Source organism: Massilia sp. PWRC2 (assembly GCF_049896725.1).
GTDB lineage: Bacteria > Pseudomonadota > Gammaproteobacteria > Burkholderiales > Burkholderiaceae_D > JAFCUW01.
Genome location: NZ_JAFCUW010000007.1, coordinates 190,369 through 213,314, shown reverse-complemented (window position 1 = coordinate 213,314; position 22,946 = coordinate 190,369). Strand labels below are relative to the sequence as shown.

At 65.6% G+C, this 22,946-nt stretch carries 21 protein-coding genes; 11 read left to right on the top strand and 10 right to left on the bottom strand.

The window, feature by feature from the left end; translation table 11 throughout:
• Nucleotides 1-2 precede the first annotated feature (2 nt).
• The 6 genes from ACP7BZ_RS15270 to ACP7BZ_RS15245 all read right to left on the bottom strand — a co-directional run bounded on the left by ACP7BZ_RS15270 (nucleotide 3) and on the right by ACP7BZ_RS15245 (nucleotide 5,609).
• Nucleotides 3-2,270 (bottom strand): TonB-dependent receptor domain-containing protein, encoded by a 2,268-nt coding sequence (locus ACP7BZ_RS15270; protein ID WP_426114596.1) that lies wholly within the window; start codon nucleotides 2,268-2,270, stop codon nucleotides 3-5.
• A 162-nt stretch (nucleotides 2,271-2,432) separates the two neighbouring features.
• On the bottom strand, nucleotides 2,433-2,657 hold the full coding sequence (locus ACP7BZ_RS15265; protein WP_426114768.1) for a PepSY domain-containing protein: 225 nt from the start codon (nucleotides 2,655-2,657) through the stop codon (nucleotides 2,433-2,435).
• A gap of 175 nt (nucleotides 2,658-2,832) precedes the next feature.
• Entirely contained in the window at nucleotides 2,833-3,159 is a 327-nt protein-coding gene (locus ACP7BZ_RS15260; protein WP_426114594.1) for a hypothetical protein, read from the bottom strand.
• A gap of 326 nt (nucleotides 3,160-3,485) precedes the next feature.
• Nucleotides 3,486-4,274, bottom strand: a complete 789-nt coding sequence (gene fliD, locus ACP7BZ_RS15255) for a flagellar filament capping protein FliD (RefSeq protein WP_426114592.1) — start codon at nucleotides 4,272-4,274, stop codon at nucleotides 3,486-3,488.
• 117 nt (nucleotides 4,275-4,391) lie between these two features.
• Entirely contained in the window at nucleotides 4,392-4,865 is a 474-nt protein-coding gene (locus tag ACP7BZ_RS15250) for a DUF1348 family protein (RefSeq protein WP_426114590.1), read from the bottom strand.
• Between the two features lie 39 nt (nucleotides 4,866-4,904).
• The gene (locus tag ACP7BZ_RS15245; RefSeq protein WP_426114588.1) at nucleotides 4,905-5,609 is read right to left on the bottom strand and encodes a GNAT family N-acetyltransferase; all 705 of its coding nucleotides are present in this window, start codon (nucleotides 5,607-5,609) and stop codon (nucleotides 4,905-4,907) included.
• A gap of 143 nt (nucleotides 5,610-5,752) precedes the next feature.
• On the opposite strand from ACP7BZ_RS15245, the gene ACP7BZ_RS15240 reads away from it, so the two are divergent.
• Both ACP7BZ_RS15240 and ACP7BZ_RS15235 read left to right on the top strand, forming a co-directional pair.
• The gene (locus tag ACP7BZ_RS15240; RefSeq protein WP_426114586.1) at nucleotides 5,753-7,156 is read left to right on the top strand and encodes a tetratricopeptide repeat protein; all 1,404 of its coding nucleotides are present in this window, start codon (nucleotides 5,753-5,755) and stop codon (nucleotides 7,154-7,156) included.
• 65 nt (nucleotides 7,157-7,221) lie between these two features.
• Entirely contained in the window at nucleotides 7,222-7,401 is a 180-nt protein-coding gene (locus ACP7BZ_RS15235; protein WP_426114585.1) for a hypothetical protein, read from the top strand.
• Between the two features lie 159 nt (nucleotides 7,402-7,560).
• On the opposite strand, the gene ACP7BZ_RS15230 is transcribed toward ACP7BZ_RS15235, so the two are convergent.
• The gene (locus ACP7BZ_RS15230) at nucleotides 7,561-7,956 is read right to left on the bottom strand and encodes a hypothetical protein (RefSeq protein ID WP_426114583.1); all 396 of its coding nucleotides are present in this window, start codon (nucleotides 7,954-7,956) and stop codon (nucleotides 7,561-7,563) included.
• 335 nt (nucleotides 7,957-8,291) lie between these two features.
• Between ACP7BZ_RS15230 and ACP7BZ_RS15225 the strand changes: the two genes are divergently transcribed.
• The 4 genes from ACP7BZ_RS15225 (at nucleotide 8,292) to ACP7BZ_RS15210 (ending at nucleotide 13,176) form a co-directional block, all read left to right on the top strand.
• Complete coding sequence (locus ACP7BZ_RS15225; protein ID WP_426114766.1) at nucleotides 8,292-9,602, top strand: MFS transporter; 1,311 nt, start codon at nucleotides 8,292-8,294, stop codon at nucleotides 9,600-9,602.
• Between the two features lie 43 nt (nucleotides 9,603-9,645).
• On the top strand, nucleotides 9,646-10,452 hold the full coding sequence (locus tag ACP7BZ_RS15220; protein WP_426114581.1) for a hypothetical protein: 807 nt from the start codon (nucleotides 9,646-9,648) through the stop codon (nucleotides 10,450-10,452).
• Nucleotides 10,453-10,703: 251 nt separating this feature from the next.
• Nucleotides 10,704-12,317: a methyl-accepting chemotaxis protein gene (locus ACP7BZ_RS15215; protein WP_426114579.1), complete on the top strand. Its 1,614-nt coding sequence runs from the start codon at nucleotides 10,704-10,706 to the stop codon at nucleotides 12,315-12,317.
• 73 nt (nucleotides 12,318-12,390) lie between these two features.
• Nucleotides 12,391-13,176, top strand: a complete 786-nt coding sequence (locus ACP7BZ_RS15210) for a hypothetical protein (protein WP_426114577.1) — start codon at nucleotides 12,391-12,393, stop codon at nucleotides 13,174-13,176.
• A gap of 72 nt (nucleotides 13,177-13,248) precedes the next feature.
• Here ACP7BZ_RS15210 and ACP7BZ_RS15205 read toward each other — a convergent pair whose 3' ends face one another.
• Nucleotides 13,249-14,088: an alpha/beta fold hydrolase gene (locus ACP7BZ_RS15205; protein ID WP_426114764.1), complete on the bottom strand. Its 840-nt coding sequence runs from the start codon at nucleotides 14,086-14,088 to the stop codon at nucleotides 13,249-13,251.
• A gap of 262 nt (nucleotides 14,089-14,350) precedes the next feature.
• Nucleotides 14,351-15,052 carry a pirin family protein gene (locus ACP7BZ_RS15200; protein ID WP_426114575.1) on the bottom strand — a complete coding sequence of 234 codons (702 nt, stop codon included), beginning with the start codon at nucleotides 15,050-15,052 and terminating at the stop codon, nucleotides 14,351-14,353.
• A 122-nt stretch (nucleotides 15,053-15,174) separates the two neighbouring features.
• Here ACP7BZ_RS15200 and ACP7BZ_RS15195 point away from each other — a divergent pair, with 122 nt between their 5' ends.
• The 5 genes from ACP7BZ_RS15195 (at nucleotide 15,175) to ACP7BZ_RS15175 (ending at nucleotide 22,241) form a co-directional block, all read left to right on the top strand.
• Entirely contained in the window at nucleotides 15,175-16,128 is a 954-nt protein-coding gene (locus ACP7BZ_RS15195) for a LysR family transcriptional regulator (RefSeq protein ID WP_426114573.1), read from the top strand.
• A 72-nt stretch (nucleotides 16,129-16,200) separates the two neighbouring features.
• On the top strand, nucleotides 16,201-17,484 hold the full coding sequence (locus ACP7BZ_RS15190; protein ID WP_426114571.1) for an MFS transporter: 1,284 nt from the start codon (nucleotides 16,201-16,203) through the stop codon (nucleotides 17,482-17,484).
• A gap of 132 nt (nucleotides 17,485-17,616) precedes the next feature.
• Complete coding sequence (locus tag ACP7BZ_RS15185) at nucleotides 17,617-18,777, top strand: zinc-dependent alcohol dehydrogenase (RefSeq protein WP_426114569.1); 1,161 nt, start codon at nucleotides 17,617-17,619, stop codon at nucleotides 18,775-18,777.
• Nucleotides 18,778-18,919: 142 nt separating this feature from the next.
• Nucleotides 18,920-22,039: a CHASE domain-containing protein gene (locus ACP7BZ_RS15180; protein ID WP_426114567.1), complete on the top strand. Its 3,120-nt coding sequence runs from the start codon at nucleotides 18,920-18,922 to the stop codon at nucleotides 22,037-22,039.
• Between the two features lie 46 nt (nucleotides 22,040-22,085).
• Nucleotides 22,086-22,241 (top strand): hypothetical protein, encoded by a 156-nt coding sequence (locus tag ACP7BZ_RS15175; protein WP_426114565.1) that lies wholly within the window; start codon nucleotides 22,086-22,088, stop codon nucleotides 22,239-22,241.
• Nucleotides 22,242-22,338: 97 nt separating this feature from the next.
• On the opposite strand, the gene ACP7BZ_RS15170 is transcribed toward ACP7BZ_RS15175, so the two are convergent.
• On the bottom strand, nucleotides 22,339-22,794 hold the full coding sequence (locus ACP7BZ_RS15170) for a GNAT family N-acetyltransferase (RefSeq protein WP_426114563.1): 456 nt from the start codon (nucleotides 22,792-22,794) through the stop codon (nucleotides 22,339-22,341).
• Between the last annotated feature and the right edge of the window lie 152 nt (nucleotides 22,795-22,946).

Sequence of the window (22,946 nt, the reverse complement as noted above, 5' to 3'; positions counted from 1 at the left end):
CCTCAGGCGCCGTCCGGCCCGGGTCCGCCGGGGCCGCCCATGTCGGGGCCGCCGGGACCGCCTTGGCCACCCGGGCCACGGCCACGCAGGCGGGCGCCGTCTTCCGCCGCGCGTGCCGGCGGGCCGCCGAAGCGGTACGACAGGCCGACGTACAACAGCCGACCGTCGAAGCGCCGGGTGCTGGTCTCGCGCAGGGCGGCGCTGTCGACCACGGTTTCCACCTTGTTGGTTTTAAACAGGTCGGTGACGTTGGCGATCAGCGTCAGCTGCGGCGTCAGCACATGGCGCAGCGACAGGTTCAAGGTCGAGTTGGGTGAACGATAGCCCTGGCCGGACAGGGTCTTGCCCTGCATCTGCAAGGCCAGCTGCAGCTGGTTGGCGGCATCGAACTGGTAATTGAGGCGCGCGCGGCCGCTCAAGGCATTCGCGCTGCGGCTGCTGAATATGCCGTTGCTATCTTGCGTGGTTTGCTCGCTGTGCGCCAGGTTGCCGCTGCCGTTGACGGTCAGCAGCGGCGTCAATTTGCCGCTGACGGTAAATTCGAGGCCGCCCGCGCGGCTGCCGGCGCCGTTGGCACGGGTGGTGAGCAGCACGTTGTCATCCAAGAAATAGCGGTAGTCGACGATGGCGTCGGTGTCGCGCCGGAAGTAGCCGCGCAGATTGGTTTCGAGGCCGCCCATGCGTGTTTCATAACCGAGCTCGAAAGAATCGGTCTGGGTCGGTTTTAAATGGGGATTGCCGGCGAAAACATTCAATTCATCGCGGTAGATCACTGCCGGATTGAGGTCGACGGCGCTGGGCCGGCGCAGCCGGTGGGCGTAGCTGAAACGCAGGTTGCTCAGCTCGCTCAATTTGTAGGTGGCGAACAGGCTCGGCATCAGGTTCAGATAACTGTTTTTGGCGGCGCCGCCGCCCTGCAGCTGGTGGATGTCGAGGTCGGTGTATTCGGCGCGCAGGCCGGCCAGCGCACCCCAGCGCTCGTTGATGCGGGTTTGCCACGAACCGTACAGCGCGGCGGTGTTTTCTTCGAGTTCATAGTTGCTGCTGCGGCGAGCATTCGGCACCGCCAGGCCACCGAAGAGGTCGGTATACAGGGTGTCGCTGTCGCTGCGGTTGCTGGCCAGTTTATAGCCCAGTTTGGCGGCGCCACCGGCCAGTGGCCGCTCGTAGTCGCCAGTGAAGTCGACGATGCGGTTGCGCATGTCGCTGTGCTGGCGCGCCTGGCTGTCGAAGGCGCCGGGAGCGAATACGGCGTAGGTGTTGGCGTAATCGCTGTCGTTGACGTTGCTGGAAGACGAAACCCGCAGGTCGAGCTTGAGCGTTTCGCCGGGCAAGGCTCCCTTGTGATCGTAGCGCGCGCCCCAGCTGTTGTTGCGGCTATCCCCCGCGCGCGCGGTGCGGCGCTGGTAGTCGCTCTGGACGGCGCCGTCGAGGCCATCGAAGATGTAACGGTCGCGGCCCTGCTGGTTGTTGCTGCGGCCGAGCAAGGCGACGGTGGCGCTGACGCTATCGTTGGCGCCGATGTTGTAGCTGACGGTGCTGTTAATGCCGACCGAGTCGTTGAGGCCATTGCCGTTTGATTGCTGGCTGCTGTGCAGCATGGCGCCGCTGACGGGGTCGAGGCGGTCGCGGCTGACGTCGGCGACCGAGTTGCGGCCGTCATGGCGCACATTGATGCCGCCCTGGTAACCCCAGGCGCCTTCGTTATACGTGCCGGACACGGCGCTGTTGTAACGGCCGGCTGCACCGAGGTTGGCATTGGCGACGCCGCTGCCGCCGGGCCGGCGGTTGCGCCGCATCACCAGGTTGAGGATGGGGCCGCCACCGGCTTCGTTGCCGAACTGGGCGCCCGGATTGTTGATCACTTCGATCGATTCGATGTCGTCGGCGGCCATCGCCTGCAAGCTGGCGCCGCGGTTATCGCCCTGCAGCATGGCCGAGGGCTTGCCGTCGACCAGGATTTGCACATTGCTGCTGCCGCGCAGGGTCACGCTGCCATCCGGGTCGACCGCCACCGACGGCACGTTGTTCAAGGCATCGGCGGCGCTGCCGTTGCTGCTCGAGATGTCCGAGCGCACATCGTAGACCTGGCGGTCGATGCGGTTGGTGGGGCGCTCGCCGGTGACGGTGACGGCGGGCAGCACCTGGGCCGCTGGCGGCGCGGCGGTGGTCACCGGTGCCGGCGCCGGCGCGGTGGCCGATTGCGCGAAAGCGTCGGCGTGGATCAGGGCGACGCCGCCGAGACAGAGTGATAACAAACAGTTGGACATGGAGGGACCGGAAAAAAGTGTGGCGTGGGTGTGGATCGGACGAACGTCGCCGAACCACGCGCAGCGTAGCGCAGCCGGCCCCGGCCCATGTTGCTGCTTTACCAAAATTTACACAAGCGTTGCTTTTATAGCTTTGCAGATACATTAGTACACATGTGGGACTCATGCGCCGCTCTGCGCTTTTTTGTGGCGTGCCACCAGCCGTCGCGCCCCGCGCTTTCTCCACCAGATCGATACGCCAGTGACGCTGAGCATGGCCACCACCAGGCCCATGCAGGAAATCAGTATGCGGCCCGGTAAGCCCAGGATGCGCCCCGGATGGAGGGGAAACTGCGCCTGCACGAACAGGTTGGCCGCGCTGCCCTGCCACGGCCGGCGCTTGCCCAGCAGGCGGCCATCGCCGTCGTAACACAGGTAGGGCGGGCCGCCGCCGCCGGCGCCGTGCTCGTCGCCCGGCTGAAAGAACGCGACGCCATAGATGCCATAGTTCGGCGCATAAAAGGCAGCGCCGGCCGCCGCCGGCCAGCCGCGCCGCTGCGCTCAAACGGCGACGGCGTCACCGTCAACCCGCTCTTGAGCAGCGGATTAAACACTTTCTATACAGGTTGAGGGAAAAAGCGGAGAAGGCGAGCACGCACAATAGCCCCCAGGTCCACAGGCTGAACGCCCGGTGCAGATCGACGTTGCGCCTGGCGCCGCCGGCGCTCCGGCGGATGCGCCAGGCGCTTTGCCGGCGTTGCCACCAGCTTTTGCCGGTGTTTTCGCCGGTGCCTGCTGCAGCGTTTGCCGCGCGGTTTGCCGCCATGCCGGCCATCGGACGGCGCGCCGGCACGGTCAGGTGAAAGCCGACCAGGCTGTCGAACATCCAGACGATGGCGCCGCCGCCCATCAGCCACGTGCCCCAGCGTACCGCTCTGCAGCACCTGCGGCGCTGCATCGATCGCGACCTCGTCCGGGTCGGCCGCCAGCGCACTGAGCGCAGGCAGCGCCAGCGCCAGGCAGGCGACCCGGCGGGCGTGGTCGCAGGGGGCAGGTGGAGCGGAACGGCGAACAGGCAGTCACACGCATTATTACTCCATGAAAATTTGGGTGTGACCATTCAGCTTCTCCGCCGCAAAGCGGAGCGGTTGCCAGTCACAGTAGTTTCGTGGAATGATAATTATTCGCATTTGCGATGTCGATAATTATTACCGGCAGTCAATTACAAGCACTGTACTAGGCCAGCATGTCGAACAGCGAGCTGGGGGTGCCGCTGCCGTCAATGCCCGCTTGCTGGGTGTAGAACGCCGCCAGGGCGCTGGCCTGGGCGGTCAGGGTCTTGCTGATGGCCGCTTCGCGGGTGGTCAGGGCGCTGACCTGTTTACCGGCGCTCGCCTGTTCGCGGGCGACGGTGCCATTGCCGCTGTTGAGTTCGCCCAGCCGGCCGCCCAGCTGGGCGACAATCCCGCCCGCGCTGGTACCGGTGGCGGGCGCCAGCAGGGCATTGACGGCGGCCGGGTCGGCCGCCTGCGCCGCTGCCAGCTTGGTGCTGTCAAGCTTCATGGTGCCGCTGCTGTCGATACTGATACCCGCCTTGGCCAGCGCGGCAGCGCCGGCACCGGGACCGCTGTTGCGCAGGTTTTGTGCCACTTGGGCGCTGGCCAGGGTCAAGCCGGGATCACCCTTCAAGTCGCTTTTTTGCAAGCTCTGCAGTTTGCTGTTGAGGGTGTTAAATGCAGTGACGAACGATTGCAGCTTGCTGCTGGTGTCGCCGTTGCTGCTCGTTTTATCGGTATTGCTCGGGCTGCCGAGGCTTTGCGTGGCCGTCTGAAAGTCGGCGATGGCGCTTTTCAGCTGGCCCAGTCCGGACAGTTTGGCCTGGCCCTGCGCCAGCGCTGCAGTGACCTTCTGGCTGGCGGCGGCAGCCGGCGCCAGCGCCTGCTTGACCTTGGCGGCGACGTCGGTGGAGACAGTGGTCGTGTTGGCGGCGGTGGTGCTGGCGGCAGCTGTGGTGGACGAAGCCATGTTGTGCTTTCAAAAATCTTCAATGAACGGCGATTATCGCCGGCCCCGGCTCCCCACCATCGTTCAAATACGAGGGCAACCACGCCGGTGTTTTCTCTTTTCAGCAGCGCGCCGCCTTCACAGTCCGAGCTCGGACAGGCCCGGATGGTCGTCCGGCCGCCGTCCCAGTGGCCAGTGAAACTTGCGCTCGTCGGCCTGGATGGGCAAATCGTTGATGCAGGCAAAGCGGCGTGCCATCAAACCGTTGTCGTCGAATTCCCAGTTTTCGTTGCCGTAGGAGCGGAACCAGTTGCCAGAGTCGTCATGCCATTCGTAGGCGTAACGGACGGCGATCCGATGGCCGTCAAAGGCCCATAATTCCTTGATCAGCCGGTAGTCGAGCTCCTTCGCCCATTTGCGGCTGAGGAAAGCGGCGATCTGTTCGCGGCCGTTGACGAACTCGGCGCGGTTGCGCCAGGCGCTGTCGGCGGTGTAGGCCAGGCTGACCTGGACCGGGTCGCGCCTGTTCCAGCCATCTTCGGCCAGGCGGACTTTGAGAATGGCGCTCGCGCGCGTGAACGGTGGCACGGGAGGGCGGGCTGGCTCGGTCATGGCTGCTCCTAAAAAAGGGGGGATGAGGTGTAGCGGGTCTTACTGGCGCCAGCGCAACGGCGCACCAGCAATGGTATCGGCCAACTGTGGCGCCAGCACCGCCGTCGAATAGGGCGCCAGTACCTGCCAGCCCAGTGGCAGATACAGGGCGCGGCCGGGGTCGGTGGCCACCAGCAGCCGTTCGCTGACGCCGGCCGCGCACGCCAGTGCATCGAGCGCGCCCATCAGGTAGCGGCCCAGGCCCCGGCGCCGGTGGGCGGCGGCCGTTTCGATCTGGTCGAAGACGGCGCAGGCGCCGTACACCACCAGCTGGCCCGAGGCGACCACCGCGCCGCTCGCATCGAACAGGCGCAGCACGCTGGCGCCGTGTGCGCGCGTGCGCTGCTCGCGGTAGCCGGCCGGTAGCGGCGCCGCTGCCATCGGGCCGTCGCAGCGCATCAGGTAACGCGCCGTTTCGATCTGCCAGCGCGGCGCCAGCGCCTGGCGCAGGGTGGCCATGTCGACCGTCGCTTTGAGGAAAATGCAGGGGGCGTCGATGCTGCGCGCACAGTCTTGCAAGGCGGCACCGGCGTCGACAAATACATGGCGCCGCAACTGGTCGGCGCGCCCCACCTCCACCACCAGGCCGCCGCCATGGCGGCGCGGTAGCGGCGCCCCGCGCGCCAGGCTCCAGCCGCTCAGCCAGCGCTCAAGCAGGTCGAGGTTGACGTCATTGCCTGGCAGGGGGACGGAAGTGGTGAACAAGGCGGCTCGAGGACGTTTCGGACCGCTAGTGTGGAATAGTTTGGCCAAAGTTGCAAATCTGAATCTGTGAACAAGGACGCGCTGCGGCTATAGTGTGGCACTGCCACCAGATCATTGTTTATTTTGCTGGAGAATCCACCACCATGCAGCAAGACGACCAGCATCAGGCCTTTGTTCACGCCTGTTTTGACGACGGCGTGCGCCGCATGGGCGCCGGCGACAGCGACGGCGCCCGGCTGGCGTTTGGCCAGGCGCTGGCGCTACAGCCGGCGCTGCCGGAGGCGCACATCAACCTGGGCCTGCTGCTGACCACGCTCGACCCGGCGCAGGCGCAGCAGCATTACCGCGCCGCCATTGCGCTGGCGCCCGAGCGCGTCGATGGCTATCTCCACCTGGGGGCCTGGCTGGCTGCAGCGCGCCGCTTCGACGAAGCCGAACACAGTTACCGCCAGGCGCTGCTGCTCGATCCAGCGTCGGCGCCGGCGCTGTCGAACCTTGGAGTGCTGCTGGCCAGCACGGATCGGGCGTCGATGGCGGCAGCCTGTTACCGCGCCGCCATCGCCATCGCGCCGGCCTACCAGCCGGCCCATTTCAACCTCGCTTACCTGCTGCTGCGCGACGGCGACTTCGAGGCGGGCTGGCGCGAGTTTGAAGGGCGGCCGTGGTACGCCCGCTTCGCTGATTATTTTGCTTATCCGCGCTGGACTGGCGAGCCGCTCGCTGGCGCCAGCCTGATGATTGCAGTCGAAGCCGGTCATGGCGACATGATCCAGTTTTGCCGCTACGCCGCGCTGGCGCGCCAGCAGGGGGCCGCGCGTGTCGGCATCGTCTGCCACAGCGGCTTGCAACGGCTGTTCGCCTCGCTTGAAGGGATCGAGGTCTACGGGGTCGACGATGCGGTGCCGCGCGATGGCTGGGATTACTGGACGCCGCCGCTGAGCATGCCGTATCACTTCGGCACCCGGCTCGATCAGCTACCGGCGACCTTGCCCTACCTGGCGGCGCCGGCGGGCGCCGGGGCCGCCGGGCTGGCCCTGCTGGCGGCGGCGCCTTCGGCCAGGCTGCGGGTCGGGCTGGCGTGGCAGGGCAACCCCCGCTTTGAAAACGATGGCGAGCGCTCGCTGGCCGCACTGGCCACCCTGGCGCCGCTGGCAAGCGTTGCCGGGGTGCAGTTTTACAGTTTGCAAAAAGGCGAGGGCACGCTATCGCTGCTGCCGGACACGGGCGGGTTTGCCAGCCTGACCGACCTGGCCCCGGCCCTGGGCGACTTCGCCGACACCGCCGCCGTGATCGGTGCGCTCGACCTGGTGATCGCCGTCGACACGGCGGTGGCGCACCTGGCCGGCGCCCTCGGCAAGCCGTGCTGGGTGATGTTGCCGGCCTATCAGACCGACTGGCGCTGGCTGCGCGGGCGCGACGACAGTCCGTGGTATCCGCGGGTGATGCGGCTGTTTCGCCAGCAGCAGGCGGGCGACTGGGGCGCCGTGGTGGCGGCGCTGCGTGCGGCGCTGGTGCAGCAGGTGGCCGCTGCCGCTCCTGCGGCGTGAGGCGAAACGCGCCCCCGTTCTATCCGGCGACGAGTTCGCTTTCCGCTCTGCGCAGGCGACCTCCGGTGACGCCACGCCGGCGCGGCGCTGTCGCCAGCCGGCGCGGCATCTCGGCAGAGCAGGTCAGTATCGTGGTGGCGCGTGACCGCGCCGGCAATACCATTGATTTTATTGGCGGCCGTGGTGCCTTAAAGACGGCAAGTCTGCAGCGTCATTTGCTGCCAAAAGTGGCGCTGGGCCATTGATGGCGATCGCATCGCCAGCGCCGAAGGCTTTCTGAGAGCGGCGCTGGGAGTTTTCCGGACTTGGCGGTGCAAGCGCCATAAAAAAGAGGGCGCCCGCGGGCGCCCTCTGTACTGCACAACGCAAGGGCTGGTCTGTCCGGCCCCGGCGTTGCAAAAATCTTAGCGGCTGCCGTCGGCGGCAGGCACGCTTGAACCAGCGGTGCCCTGGGTCTCGCCGCTGTTGTTGCGCACCGGCGCCTTGCTGGCGTCCGTGGCTGGCGTGCCGGTCATGCCCGGCGTGGTGCTGCTGTTGCCCATACCGCTGTTGCCCATACCGCTGGCGCCGCTGCCCGAGGTGCCGGAAGCACCCGTCATGCCGGCGCCGCTGGTGCCGCTGGTGCCGCTGGTGCTGTCAGCGTTACCGGTAGCCGGGGTGGTGGTGCTGGTCGGCGCAGGGGCGCTCAAGGTGGTGTCCGTGCTGGGCGAAGCGACGTCTTTTTTCGAGCAGGCACCGAGCAGGGCGGCGGCGACGATCGCGCCAATAAACAATTTCGAGGGGGACATTGCTGGTTTCATAGTAACTCCTTGTCGTGTTGTGGGATGGCCAACTAGGCCTCGATGCATCTCAGGATGGGCCACGGCAGGCTGCTGCCCCGGGGAGCGGGCGGCTGCCGGTGCAGATGCGATCAATGTCAATGAAACCATCATACGTGGCGACAGCGCGGCGTCCATCGTCTGTCGTCCCGTGTTGGCGTAGGACTATTCTTGCATTGGCGGCAAGGATCTGTCCGTAGCGGACGCAGCAGAGTGGCACGCGAGCAGCTATACTTGCTCCATGAAAACTGCATGGTATTTCCTTGAATAAAGTTATCACCCGTGATGGCCTGCACGGTGCCGAGCGCGCCCTCGCCATGGCGGCGCTGGCCATTGGCGTTGGCCTGGCGGCTCTTGACACCGCCATCGTCAACACCGCCCTGCCCGGCATTGCCAGCAGCCTGGGAGCAACGCCAGCGGCGTCGGTGTGGATCATCAATGTCTACCAGCTGGCCATGATCGCCACCATGCTGCCATTCGCCGCGCTCGGTGAAATCATCGGTTACCGCAAGGTCAGCATTGGCGGGCTGGTGCTGTTTACGGCCGCTTCGCTCGCTTGCGCGGCGGCCTGGTCCCTGCCTTCGCTGGTGCTGGCACGCCTGTTGCAGGGTTTGGGCGCCAGCGCGGTAATGGGCGTCAATACGGCGCTGTTGCGGGCGATTTATCCGTCCCGGCTGATGGGGCAGGGCATGGGCGCGAACGCCCTGATCGTCGCCACCGGCTTTGCCATCGGCCCCACCGCCGCTTCGCTGATCCTGTCGCTGTCGTCGTGGCCGTGGCTGTTCGCCATCAATGTGCCGCTGGGCCTGATCGGCATCGTGCTGGGCCTGCGGTTTCTGCCAGCGACCAGCCGGGCCGGCTACCGTTTCGATGTGCGCACGGCGCTGTTGAACGCCGGCGCCTTCGGTTTGCTGGTGCTGGCGATGGGCGAGGGGGCACACGCGGCGCCGGCGCCCGTGCTGGTCCTCGAGCTGGCGGCATCGGCCGGGTTTTTCGTGCTGCTGCTGCGTCGCCAGCGCGGCCATCCGGCGCCGATGCTGCCGATCGATCTGTTCCGCCGGCCCCTGTTTGCCCTGTCCGTCGTCACCGCCGTCTGCACCTTTGCGGCCCAGAGCCTGGCGTTTGTATCGCTGCCGTTTTATTTTGAACACGCGCTGGGCCGCTCGCCGGTGGAGACCGGCTTTCTGATCACGCCGTGGGCGCTGATGGTAGGGGTGATGGCGCCGATCGCCGGCCGCTTCAGTGACCGTTATCCGCCTGGCCTGCTGGGTGGGGCTGGCTTGCTGGCGCTGTCGGCTGGCCTGCTGTCGCTGCTGTTGATGCCAGCGGCGCCGTCGTCGCTTTCGATCTGCTGGCGCATGGCGTTGTGCGGGCTGGGCTTCGGGTTTTTTCAGGCGCCCAATCTGAAGGCCATCATGAGCAGCGCGCCAGCGGCGCGCGCGGGCGGTGCCAGTGGCATCGTCGCCACCGCACGTCTGCTCGGACAGGCCGGCGGTGCTGCTTTGGTGGCGCTGTGCTTTACCGTGGCGGGCAAGCACGGCACCAGCTGGGCGCTGGGGCTGGGCGCTGCCAGCGCCGCACTGGCCAGTATTGCCAGCTTTGCCCGCCTGGCCGTGCAAAAACCCTGAACGGGGCGGCAATTGGCTATGATGGCGGCGGAAAGGGTCACCCATGCAATCATTAATCTCTGAACTCGCGCGCCTTTACCTGCTGCAGCCGCAGCTGTGCTTCGAGGGACCCGAGCGCGAACAGCGCCAGTCTGTGTTGCCCGGCCAGCTGGAACAGCACCTGCTGGGCCTGAAAACCCTGGCGCTCGACCTGGTCACGCCAGCGGCCACGGCGCGCACCATCGTGCTCGATTTTTGTGCCGGCGGCGCCGTGCGCGGCGAGCAGCAGTGGCGCGCCCTGTGCGTGCTGGCCAATGCGCTGCGCGACCAGCTGCAACTGCCGGCGCCCGCCGTCAGCATTTCCGGCCACGGCTTTCAGCTGTGGCTGTCGCTGGCCAGCGCCATGCCGATCGCCGACATCGCCGAATTCGTCCACTTGCTGCACGCCGAATATCTGCCGGACGACAAGGACAAGGGCAATGGCCTGCTGGTGACAGTGGTCGACCTGCCGCCGGCCCGCCAGCCGGGCGGCAAATGGGCTGCCTTCATCCACCCCGGCATGGGCGCCTCGTTCGCCGACGAGCCGGCGCTGGACATGGCGCCGCCGGTGGGCGCCCAGGTCGGCTTTCTGGAAGGCTTGCGCAGCATCGACAGCGCCCGGTTCGCCGAGGCGCTGGCGACCCTGCGCCGCCACGCGCCGCCCGCTGTGACCGCTGTGACCGCCGTGGCCCGGCCCGCTGCCAGTGGCGCCATCGCCGAGGTCACCGCTGACGCTCTGCTGCTCAAGGATGCCAGCCTGGAAGACATTATCAAGGCGCTCCATGCGCGCCACATCGAGCCGAGCTTTCGCTTCCTGCTGCCAGGCGGCTGAGGCTGCCGCCCTGACCGTGAATGCAACAATGCGGCGATTTTTGTCGCCCGGCCTTGCGACAGGTTGCGATTTTAGATGCCTGCAGGTAATATCTCACTGAGCTCCTGTTTACAATTTCAACATCGGTACCCACACGGCTACCATGGTTTTTCGTCCGCGCCCCGCGCCCGCGCGATCTTCGTTCCGTTCAATTTACTGCCCTGTCAGTGTTTGCCGCGCCGGCCCGGCCGTGCGCCGCGTATGGAAGAACCATGTTCAAAAATATATCCCTGCAAGCGCGCTTGGTATCGACTATGTTGATCCTTGCCGTGCTGATCGCCGCCGTCAGCGTGGTCGGCATCATCGGCATGCGTAGCAGCAATGCCGCCTTGTCTGACATATTTACCAACCAGATGCCGTCCGCTTCGGCCATCTCCCGTTCAAACAATTTTCTCGCCCGTACCCGGTTTACGCTCGATCGCGCTGCTTTGAAAATCGACGATCCGCAAATCGACGCGACGCTCGCGCGGGCGCGCGAATTTACCGCCGGTTCCGACAAAGAGTGGGCCGCCTACCTGGCACTGCCGCGCGATAGCGTCGAAGACGCGCTGGCCAAGGTGGCGGGCGCCGCCCGCGCCGCCTACATCAACGATGGCCTGCTGGGGCTGGCGAAAGCGATCGAGAGCAAAGATGCGGCGCAGGTAGATGCCTTCATGCAAAAAAAATTGACGGGCTATTTCGGCAAGTACAACGATGCCGCGCTCAAACTTGATCAATTCCAGCTGGACGATGCGAGCGTCAATTTTAAGCGGACTCAGCAGACCTATCAGCGTGCCGTGACGCTGGCGCTGACCATGGTGGTGATCGCTGCCGTCATCATGATCTGGTCGGGCGCCACTCTGCTGCGCGCCATCATGCTGCCCCTGCGCCAGGCCAACGCTCACTTCACTGCGATGGCGCGCGGTGATTTGTCGACGCTCATTGAGATTGGCCGCAACGATGAAATGGGCACCATGCTCAGGGGCTTGCAGGCGATGCGCGACCAGCTGGCCGACACGGTGGCCCAGGTGCGCGCCGGCAGCCTGGCGATTGCCACCGCCACCGAGGAAATTGCAGTGGGTAATATGGATCTGTCGCAGCGTACCGAACACCAGGCAGGCAACCTGGAGCAAACCGCCTCATCGCTGGAACAGTTGACGGCCACCGTACGCCACAACGCCGACAATGTGCGCGAAGCCAACGACATGGCCAAAGACGCTTCCGAGATTGCCGGTCGCGGCGGCGCCCTGGTGGCCCGGGTGGTCGATACCATGAGCGACATCAATGACTCGTCGCGGCGCATCGTCGACATCATCGGCGTCATCGATGGCATCGCCTTTCAAACCAATATCCTGGCCCTCAATGCGGCCGTCGAAGCGGCGCGCGCGGGCGAACAGGGACGTGGCTTTGCAGTGGTGGCATCGGAAGTGCGCAACCTGGCCCAGCGCAGCGCCGCCGCCGCCCAGGAAATCAAGGGCTTGATCACCACCTCCGTGGCCAAGGTCGATGCCGGCGGCGAGCTGGTCGGCAAGGCCGGCGCCACCATGCAAGAAGTGGTGACCAGTGTCGCCAATGTCAGCCGCCTGATGGCCGACATCATGCTGGCCGGCGATGAGCAAAGTATCGGCATTGCCCAGATCAACCAGGCGGTGATCCAGATGGATGCCACCACCCAGCAAAACGCTGCGCTGGTGGAACAGGCGGCCGCCGCCGCCGCTGCCTTGCAGGAACAGGCGGCGTCGCTGGAGACGGTGGTGCAGCAGTTTCAGCTTGCCGGCAAGCGGGGCGCGGCGGTGGTGCCAGCTGCCCGACCGGCACGGGCGCCGGCGCTGCTGCGCGCTTCCTGAGAAAACGGTCCGCCGAGGGCGCGGCGATCGGCGATCGGCGATAATTGCGCTCTTACCAGCCGATGCCGCCCCCATGACCCAGCCAGCCCCACCACCGTCGAACGTCCTGCCAGCATCAGCATCAGCATCAGCATCAGGATCAGCATCAGCGGCAACAGCTGCAGCGCTGCCGTTTCGCGCCAGCACTGAGCAGGCCTGCGCCTGGCTGGCAGCGCAGACGGGCGACCAGTGGGATCTGGCCCGCCTGCTCGCCCACCTGACGCCTTACGTTTGGCTCGACTACGATGCCAGTCTCGCCGAGCTGTTCGGCGAGGCCAACGGTGGTTACGCGGCGCCGATTTTTTACCAGGATGACATCGCCCGACTGGTCGCCGGCAGCGATGACGTGCTGATCACCCGCACCAAAGATGTGTATAAAATCGTCGCCGTGCTGCCGCCCGGCGGCCTGCGGCGGCCGCTTGCGGCGCTGCTGTTTCAGCAGCGCGATATCGAGCGCCTGCCCGCCGCGCTGGCGCGTGCCGCCGTGCCAGTGCCAGTGGCAGCGCCGCCAGCGGCAAAGGAATCGCAAGCCGGAATCGGCCGCCACGACGTGCTGGCAGCGTTTGCGCCGCTGGTAAAAATTGATCTCGACAAGGCCATGAGCGAGGCACTTGGCGTGTTCGGCGACGATGGTGCCCGCGTCAAGGGCAGTGCCCGCAAGTCGCCCAAGCTGGCCTTGTGGAACCCGGTAACCCTGGCGCTGGGCTTGAACGACTTGTACCGTGTACCGCTGCCGCGCCTGAGCGCTGCCTTCCGTTCGCATGCCTGCCTCGACGACTGGCGCGCGCGCTGGGAGCTGACACTCGAACTGTTGCGCTGACGCTCGAACTGTTGCGCTGACGCCGCCACCACCAGCCCAGCCGTCAGCGCGGCGCTGGCGGCGCTACCGGCTTCAGGCCTGCGCCGCTACCGGACTTTGCAAAAACGCCAGCAGGTCGGCATTGAGGCGCTCCTTGTGGGTGGCCGGCAAGCCGTGCGGGGCGCCGTCGTAGACCGTCAAGGTGGCGTGCGGGATCAGCGTGGCAGACAGGCGGGCGGTGGCGTCGATCGGCACAATCTGGTCGTCGCTGCCGTGGATGATCAGGGTGGGGACATCGATGTTGCGCAGGTCGGCCGTGAAATCGGTCTCGGAAAACTGCTTGATGCAATCATAGGCATTCTTTATGCCGCACTGCATGCCCTGGGCCCAGAAGGTATCGCGCAAGCCTTGCGAGACCTTGCTGGCGGGGCGGTTGGCGCCATAGAAGGGCGCGCTCAATTCTTTGAAGTACTGCGAGCGGTCCGCCAGCACGGCGGTGCGGATGCCATCGAAGGCTTCGATGGGCACGCCGAGGGGATGGTCCGGTGTTTTTAGCAACAGCGGCGTTACGGCAGCGACCAGCACGGCGCGTGCCACCCGGCTGCTGCCATGGCGGCCCAGATAGCGCGCCACTTCGCCGCCGCCAGTGGAATGGCCGACCAGGGTGACGTCGTCGAGGTCGAGCGCGTTGAGCAGGGTAGCCAGATCGTCCGCGTAGGTGTCCATGTCGTTGCCGTCCCACGGTTGGCTCGACAGGCCGTGGCCGCGGCGGTCGTGCGCCACCACGCGGTAGCCGTGCATGGCCAGGAACAGCATCTGGTTTTCCCATGCATCGCCCTGCAGTGGCCAGCCATGGCTGAACACCACCGGCTTGCCGCGTCCCCAGTCTTTGTAGGCAATAATGGTGCCGTCGCTGACGGTGACGGTGTTGATGGTGATGGTGATGGCGGCAGAGTCGCCCAGATGGGCGCTGTGGACGGGGGTCTGTCCGGCTGCCGCTGCGGCTGGGCCGGCATTGGTGTTGCCGTTGGCGGTACCGTTGGCGGTATTCATGCAAGTTCTCCCGGTAATGAAGCGAGCTAATTTGCAGAATGTCAGGTCAGAGACGAGGTTGATTTGATCCCGCTCTAACGCGCGCCCTTGCAAACATCGAATATCCGGTATTTGCAAGGGGCCGGTGCGCCGCCGTGACGATTTACGGGGCCAGATCGAACACGATGACTTCGGCCTCGACGCCCTTGGCCAGCATCACTTGCGATTCCTGCTCGAGCAGGGCGGCGTCGCCTTCCTTGAGCGGGTGGCCGTTGACCTCGATGGCGCCGCGCACCACGTGCACATAGCCCTTGCGACCAGCGGCCAGCGTCACGGCGGCGTGCTCGTCACCATTGAACAGGCCGGCATACATGGCCGCATCGGCATGCAGCTTGACCGAGCCGTCGGCGCCGTCGGGCGAACCGACCAGGCGCAGGGCGCCGCGCTTGTCGGCGCTGGCGAAGCTTTTCTGTTCGTAACTGGGGGCGATGCCCTTGAGGTTAGGCTGGATCCAGATCTGCAGGAAGTGGGTGGTCTGGTCGGCCGCATGATTAAATTCTGAGTGCACCACGCCGCTGCCGGCACTCATGCGCTGGACGTCGCCCGGCGGAATGGTCTTGACGTTGCCCATGCTGTCCTGGTGCGCCAGCTCGCCGGACAATACGTACGAGATGATTTCCATGTCCTTGTGGCCGTGCTTGCCGAAACCGGCGCCGGGCGTGACCTTGTCTTCATTAATTACGCGCAGATTGCCCCAACCCATGTGATTGGCATCGTAGTACTCGCCGAAGGAAAACGAGTGCTGGCTTTTCAGCCAGCCGAAATCGGCCTGGCCCCGCTCTTGCGAATGACGAATGGTGATCATGGTGTGCTCCCTGGGGTGAATGGTTGAACGCTTCAATGGCACCATTATGGCGCGCCGAAGTTGCCGCGCAGGCGCGCCCGATTGATGGCATCATTCAAATAATTTGAATGATCGGAATGCTGATGTCTACCGCCCGCGATGTCCTGACCCCCGCCACCCTGGCCATGCTGCAGTCGATCGCCGACAGCGGCAGCTTTGCCGCTGCCGCCCGGGCCGGCAATATGGTGCCCAGCGCCTTGACCTATCGGGTGCGGCAGGTCGAGGAAGCGCTCGACGTGCTGCTGTTCGACCGCGCCTCGCGCCAGGCGCGCCTGACCGATGCGGGCAAGGCGCTGCTGCACGAGGGCCAGCGCTTGCTGGCCGACATCGACGCAGTGGCCAACCGGGTCAAGCGGGTCGCCACCGGCTGGGAGGCGCAGCTGACCATTGCCGTCGACAGCGTCATCGACCGCTTGCCGATGCTGGAGCTGTGCGAAGCGTTTTTCGCCCTGCAGCCGCCGACCCGTTTGCGGCTGCGCACGGAAACCCTGTCGGGCACGCTGGCGGCGCTCACGTCCGGCCAGGCCGACCTGGCGCTGGGGGTGGCCATCGATGCGCGGCTGCCGGCCGGTTTGCCGCACCGGCTGCTGGGCGAGGTGCCGTTCGTGTTCGCCGTCGCCCCGCAACACCCGCTGGCAGCGGCGGCAGAACCGCTCAGCGACGAGCTAATCCGCCAGCACCGCGCCGTTGCCCTCGCCGATTCGGTCGAGCGGGGCGGCGGCCTGACCGTGGCAGTGTTACCCGGGCAAGATGTGTTTACCGTCTCTGACATGCGCAGCAAAATCGATGCGCAGTTGCGCGGCCTCGGTGTCGGCTTTTTGCCGGAAACCTACGCCCGGCCTTACCTGGGCAATGGCAGCCTGGTGGCCAGGGAGCTGCTGCGCGCGCCCCATGTGATGCAGTTTTGTGCCGTCTGGCAAGCAGCGCCCGCGCGCAGCAGCCAGGGCAGGGCGCTGGCCTGGTGGCTCGAACGCCTCGAGCATGACGTCACCCGCGCCGCTTTGCTGGGCGCCGGCAAGCATCGCTGGCTGCCTTGAGCGTCTTGCTGCGGGTCTGCGCCGTTGCCTGATATCTGCTATTTTCTCGGTTTGCAATCATCGAGACCATTCATGTCCGCGACGCCCCCCGCAGCATCGACACCGACTCCCCCTACAGCCGCCCTTGCCGCAGCCGTCCGCTTCACGTCTTACCAAAAATTCACCGCCGGCCTGCTGGCCTTCCTGCAATTTGCGGTGATTCTCGACTTCATGGTAATGGCGCCGCTGGGCGCCGTCATCATGCCGGCCCTGACCATCAGCCCGGCGCGCTTTGGCATGATTGTCTCGGCCTACGCGTTTAGTGCCGGCATCAGCGGCTTGCTGGCAGCGGGCTTTGCGGACCGCTTCGACCGCAAAAAATTCTTGCTGTTTTTTTATGTCGGTTTTCTGGCGGGCACGCTGTGGTGTGGCCTGGCGCAGTCATTTCATTCGCTGCTGGCGGCGCGCATCGTCACCGGCCTGTTTGGCGGGGTGATCGGCTCGGTGGTGCTGGCCATTGCCACCGACCTGTTCGCCCCCGCCTTGCGCGGGCGGGTGATGGCGGTGATCCAGACCGCCTTTTCGGCCAGCCAGGTGCTCGGCATCCCGGTGGCCCTGTACCTGTCCAACCAATGGGACTGGCATGCGCCGTTTTACATGATGGTGGCGGTCGGCCTGATCGGCGGCGTGGTGCTGGCCTGGCGTCTGCAGCCGGTGGTCGGCCACCTCGACGGCAAGCTCGAACGCAATGCGCTGCGCCACCTGCTGCAAACAGTCAGCCAGCGCCGCCACCTGGCGGCGTTTGCCACCACTGCGCTGTTGACCACGGGCGGTTTCATGCTGATGCCTTTTAGTAGCGTGTTTACGGTCAATAACCTCGGAGTGCCGCTCGAGCACTTGCCCACCATTTATTTGATCACCGGCCTGTGCACCATCGTCGCCGGTCCGCTGATTGGCAAGGCGGCCGATGCCTGCGGCAAGATGCCAGTGTTCTACGCTGGCAGTGCGCTCACCAGCATCATGGTGATCATCTATACCCATTTGTCGACGGTGCCCATGCTGGCGGTAGTGGCGGTCAACGTCATCATGTTCGTCGGCATTTTTTCACGCATGATTCCCTACCAGGCGCTGGCCAGCGCGGTGCCCGAGCTGCACATGCGCGGCTCCTTCAATGCCATCAGCGCGTCGATCCAGCAACTCGCCGGCGGCAGCGCTGCCGTCATTGCCGGCCACCTGGTCCGCAGTGGCGCCGATGGCCGTCTGCAAGGCTTTGAGCAGGTCGGATACGTGGTGGTATGCACCACCGCGGTGGCCGCCTTGCTGGCCCGCCAGGTCAGCCGCGGGGTCAACGCGCGCCAGCTGGCCGCAGCAGGCTGACAGCCCAAAAAGTGCCTCGCAACAACGTTGTGAGGCAATTCCTACGTCATCAGTGGTCGAGCGCCGGCAAGCGTTTCTGGCGCCGTTTGCTACCCTTTGTGATCCCTCACTGCTCACCAAAGGATAGTAAAGATGAAAGCGTTGACCTACCACGGCGCCATGGATGTGCGCGTCGACAATGTGCCCGACCCCGTGCTGCAGCGCGACGATGATATTTTGCTCAAGGTGACGGCAACAGCCATCTGCGGCTCCGATCTGCACATGTATCGCGGCAAAATTCCGGCCATGCATAGTGGCGACATTCTCGGCCATGAATTCATGGGCGAGGTGGTCGACGTGGGCAAGGGCGTGACCACCCTGGCCAGGGGCGACCGCGTGGTGGTGCCCTTCGTGATCGCCTGCGGCAGCTGCTTCTTTTGCGACATGCAGTTGTTTTCCGCCTGCGAAACCACCAATCCCGACCGCGGCACCATCATGAACAAAAAGAGCCTGCGCTCTGGCGCTGCGCTGTTCGGCTTTAGCCATATGTATGGCGGTATCCCCGGCGGCCAGGCCGAGTATGTGCGGGTGCCGAAAGCGAATGTGGGCCCCATCAAGATTCCCCATAACCTCGCTGATGAACAGGTGCTGTTCCTCAGCGACATTCTGCCGACCGGCTACCAGGCGGTGCTCAACACCGGCGTGCAGCGGGGCGGCAGCCTGGCCATTTTTGGTGCCGGCCCGGTGGGCCTGATGGCGGCAGCAGCGGCGCGCATGCTGGGCATCGAGCGCATTTTCATGGTCGATCATAATCAATACCGACTCGATTTCGCCGTCCAGACCTATGGCGTGGTGCCGTTCAATTTCGATGACGGCGATGCTGCCGATTTTATTTTGCAGGCGATGGATGGGCGCGGCGTCGATGGCGTCGTCGATGCGGTCGGCTTTGAAGCGAAGGGCAGCAAACTGGAAACCATCCTCACCGACCTCAAGCTTGAAGGCAGCAGCGGCAAGGCATTGCGCCAGTGTATCGCCGCCGTGCGGCGCGGCGGCATGGTCAGCGTGCCCGGCGTGTATGCCGGTTTTATCCACGGCTTTCTGTTCGGCGATGTGTTCGAAAAGGGCATTGGCTTCAAGGCTGGCCAGACCCATGTGCAACAGCACATGCCGACCTTGCTTGAAGCGATCGATGCGGGCAAACTGCATCCCAACGCCATCATTTCGCACCGCATGAAACTGCGCGATGCAGCGGCCGGCTACAGCATGTTCGACAAGAAAGAGGATGACTGCCGCAAGGTGGTGCTCACCCCCTGAGCGGTCCTGCACGCCCGCTGGAGCGAGGCATTGTTAATGAGAACTAATCTTAGTGTGCCTGCTGAATTAATTTGCTGAATTAGTTTGTTAATATAGGGCCTTTTCCAACGCGGCGCCGCCAGCGCGGCTTGTACGTGCACCCATGTTTTCAAGTCGACCGCCGCCGCTGCCAACGCCAACGCCATCCTCGTCCCGCTTTAGCGCGCGCCGCCCGCGCGCCGCGCCCGGCGCGCGCTGGCGCCTGCGTCAGGCCGAGGCGCTGGCGCTGATCGTCTTTGCGCTGGCGCTGGCGGCCACCTTCAGCCTGTGGCAAGTGGCTGAACGTCAAATCGAACGCAACCGCCAATCCGAATTCGATGTGCAGGCGCGCCGCACCCTGCGCAGCCTCGAGCAGCGCATGGCCACCTACGAACAGGTCGAGCGCGATACCGTCGGTTTTTTGCTGGGCAAAATGGAGGTGCAGCGCGCCGATTTCCGCCTGTATGTCGATGCCATCGGCCTGCAGCAGCGCTTTCCCGGCATCCAGGGCCTGGCGCTGGTGCGGCTGGTGCCGGCCGCCGCCCGCGCTGCCCACGTTGCGGCCATGCGCGCCGACGGTGCCGCCGATTATGACATCAAGCCGGGCGGCGCGCGGCCGGTCTACTCTTCGATCACCCATATCGAGCCGTTCACCGGCCTGAACCTGCGGGCGCTGGGCTTCGACATGCTCACCGAGCCGATCCGCCGCGCCGCCATGGAGCGTGCGCGCGACAGCGGCGAGGCGGCCGCCTCCGGCAAGGTGCGCCTGATCCAGGAAAATGGCCGCGATGTCCAGTCCGGCTTCGTCATGTACCTGCCGGTCTACCAGCGCGGCGCCGCCACCGCCACGCTGGCGCAACGGCGCGCCAGCCTGCTCGGCTGGGTGGGGGCGCCGTTTCGCATGGATGACTTGATGGCGGGCCTCGGAGGCGAGCGTTCGCCCGAGGTGACGCTGGCGATCTACGATGGCGCCGGCATGGGTACTGATACGCTGCTCTACACGACGGACGGCGCCAATCCCCAGCCGGCGCGCTTCACGGCGCATTACCGCAGCGTGCGCGAGATTCGCGTGGGCGGGGCACGCTGGACCGTCGATATCGGCTCGACCGCGCAGCTCGAAGCGCGCCTGGCCACCAACGGCGCCGCCTGGATCGCCATCGGCGGCGCCGTTGCCTCGACCCTGCTGGCGATGCTGGTGCTGGCACTGGGCAGCGGCCGCCGGCGCGCGCTCAACCTGGCCACTGCCATGACGGAGCAATTGAGCGAGAGCGAATTTCGCTGGAAGTATGCGCTCGAGGGCGCCGGCGACGGCGTCTGGGACTGGGACCGCGCAGCCGACGCCGCCACTTATTCCAAGCAGTGGAAAAGCATGCTCGGTTACGCCGACCATGAGCTGGTCGACAGCCCCCATACCTGGCAAACCCTGCTGCATCCGGACGACGCCGTGCGCGTGCGCGCCACCCTCGACGCCTACGTCGAGCAGCGCAGTGCCGCCTATGCCTGCGAATACCGCATGCGTGGGCGCGATGGCAGCTACCGCTGGATCCTGGGGCGTGGCATGGCCGTCACCTTCGAGCGCGATGGCCGCCCCTTGCGACTGATCGGCACCCATACCGACATCACGCGCGCCAAGGAAGCGGAAAACGCCATGCGGCTGGTCAACCAGCAGCTGGCCCAGCAGCAGCACCGCTTCAACGTCATCCTGCAGCATTCGCACGATGCCTTCATCGCCATCGGTGCCGATGGCATCATCACTGACTGGAACGCCAGCGCCGAGCGGATGTTCGGCTGGAGCGGCGCCGAGGCGGTGGGACGCCCGCTCGCCGAACTGATCATCCCCGCCGAGCAGCGCGCCCACCATCACGCCGGCTTCGCCCGCTTCATCGCCAGCGGCCACGGCAGGTTACGCACGAATGTGAGGGAGGTGACCGCCTTGCACCGCTCGGGCCGGCTGGTGCCGGCCGAACTGGCGCTCGCCGCTTTTCCGGAAGGCAGCCAGTTCGCCGTCAGCGCCTTTATCCGCGACGTCTCCGACCGCAAGGCCGCCGAACGCACTGCGGCCGAGCGCTCGGTTGCCCTCGAAGAAGCGCGCCAGGCCTTGAGTCACGCGCAAAAGCTCGAAGCGGTCGGCAAACTCACTGGCGGGATCGCCCATGATTTTAATAATGTGCTGCAGATCATCAATGGCAATGTCCAGCTGTTGCAGCAATTCGTGCCCAGCGCCGTCCAGCTGCGCCAGCGCTTGACCAGCATCGGCGCGGCGGTGGCGCGAGGGGCCAAGCTGTCGTCGCAGCTGCTGGCGTTTGCGCGCCGCCAGCCGCTGCAGCCGAGTGCGCTTGAACCGCTGCGTGTGCTGCGCGACCGCGATGATTTGTTGCAGCGCGCGCTGGGCGAACAGATCGTCATCGAGTACCGCCACGATGCCGACCTGTGGAATGTGTTCGTCGATGCGGGCCAGCTGGAAAATGTGTTCCTCAACCTGGCCTTGAATGCGCGCGATGCCATGCCGGGCGGCGGCACCTTCCTGGTCGACATCCGGAACACCGTGCTGGGCTTGAACGAAGCGCACCACATGGCCGATATTGCGCCCGGCGAATACCTGCGCCTGCGCCTGTCCGACAGCGGTTGCGGCATGAGCGCAGACGTCATGGCACACGCTTTCGAACCGTTTTTTACTACCAAGCCGGTCGGCCATGGCACTGGCCTGGGCCTGTCGATGGCGTACGGCTTCGTCAAGCAAAGTGGCGGCCATATTCGCCTCGAAAGCCAGGCCGGGCACGGCACCACCATCGAAATTTTCCTGCCGCGTTCACGCCTGGCGCCGGCGCCGGCGCTGCTGACGGCGCCAGTGACGGTGCATGGTGGCGATGAAACGATCCTGGTGGTGGAAGATGACGAGGCGGTGCGTGCCAGCGTGGTCGGCACCCTCGAAGGCCTCGGCTACCGCGTGCTCGACGCCGCCAATGGCGCCGCCGGCCTGGCGGTGCTGCAGGCAGCGGCGCGCTCGGGCAGCGCGATCGACCTGCTGTTTTCCGATGTCGTCATGCCGGGGCCGGTTAGCAGCACCGAGCTGGCCGAGAAGGCGCAGCAGCTGCTGCCGCAGCTGGCCGTGTTATTTACTTCCGGCTACACGCGCAATGCCTTGATCGTCGGCGGCCGGCTGGGCGAGGGCGTCCAACTGCTGAGCAAACCCTACCAGCGCGAACAGCTGGCCCAGCGTATCCGCGACATGCTGCACAAGTAGCGCTGGCCGTTCGAGGGCTGGCTGTCCAGGCGGCCAGGGTCAGACCATGATGCCAATCACCGTGTGCACGCTGGCAACAAGAGTGCCGATGGTGGTGCCGGTGTCGTCCACCAGTTTGCCGCCGCTGCGTCACTGGCTCGCCGGGACGCTGATGGGGCCGGCGATTGGCCTGCCAGCGGCCGCCGGACGCTGCGCCAGGTGACGCGCTTGGCAGGCCACGGCCGCGAGCGGCGTCGTTTGCATTTTTTACTTTTTAGCCAAACAGGTCGGCTGGCCATCTTGCCAAACGGGCGCTGGCGCTACAGCGTGCGCGTCATGAACACGCTGTTGGGGTCCAGCTGGTAATCGCCGAACGGGCCGCACGCCACAAAGCCGGCATTCGCATACAGGGTGCGCGCCGGTGCAAAGGCGTCCTGGGCGCCGGTTTCCAGGCTCAGGCGGCGGTACTGGCGGCGCCGCGCCTCGCCGATCAGGTAGGTCAGCAGGGCCTTGCCGGCACCCTGCCGGCGCCGCGCCGCAGGGGTGCGCATCGACTTGATTTCAGCGTGTTGCCGGTCGAGTTCACGCAGGGCGGCGCAGCCGAGCAGGGTGCTGCCGTCCCATGCCGACCAGAAGCTGATCGACGGATCGCGCAAGCGCTCGAGGTCGAGCGCGTGCACGCTGCCGGCCGGCGATTGCGCATGCATGCTGCGCAGATGCTCGTCGAGCAGGGCGTGGATGGCGGGATCGCTGAGGTCGTCGGGACGAATTTGCATGGGTGGCACGCTTGCGTTCGCTGTAATGGAAGAAATCCTGGCATGGCGTCGCCGTCGTTTGTCTGGCAGTTACGTCGGTCAAGTGTAAGACGGTGGGAGATTCTCCTACACCCTATTCAGCCGATTCCTAACGAGTAAGCGCCGTCATGCGA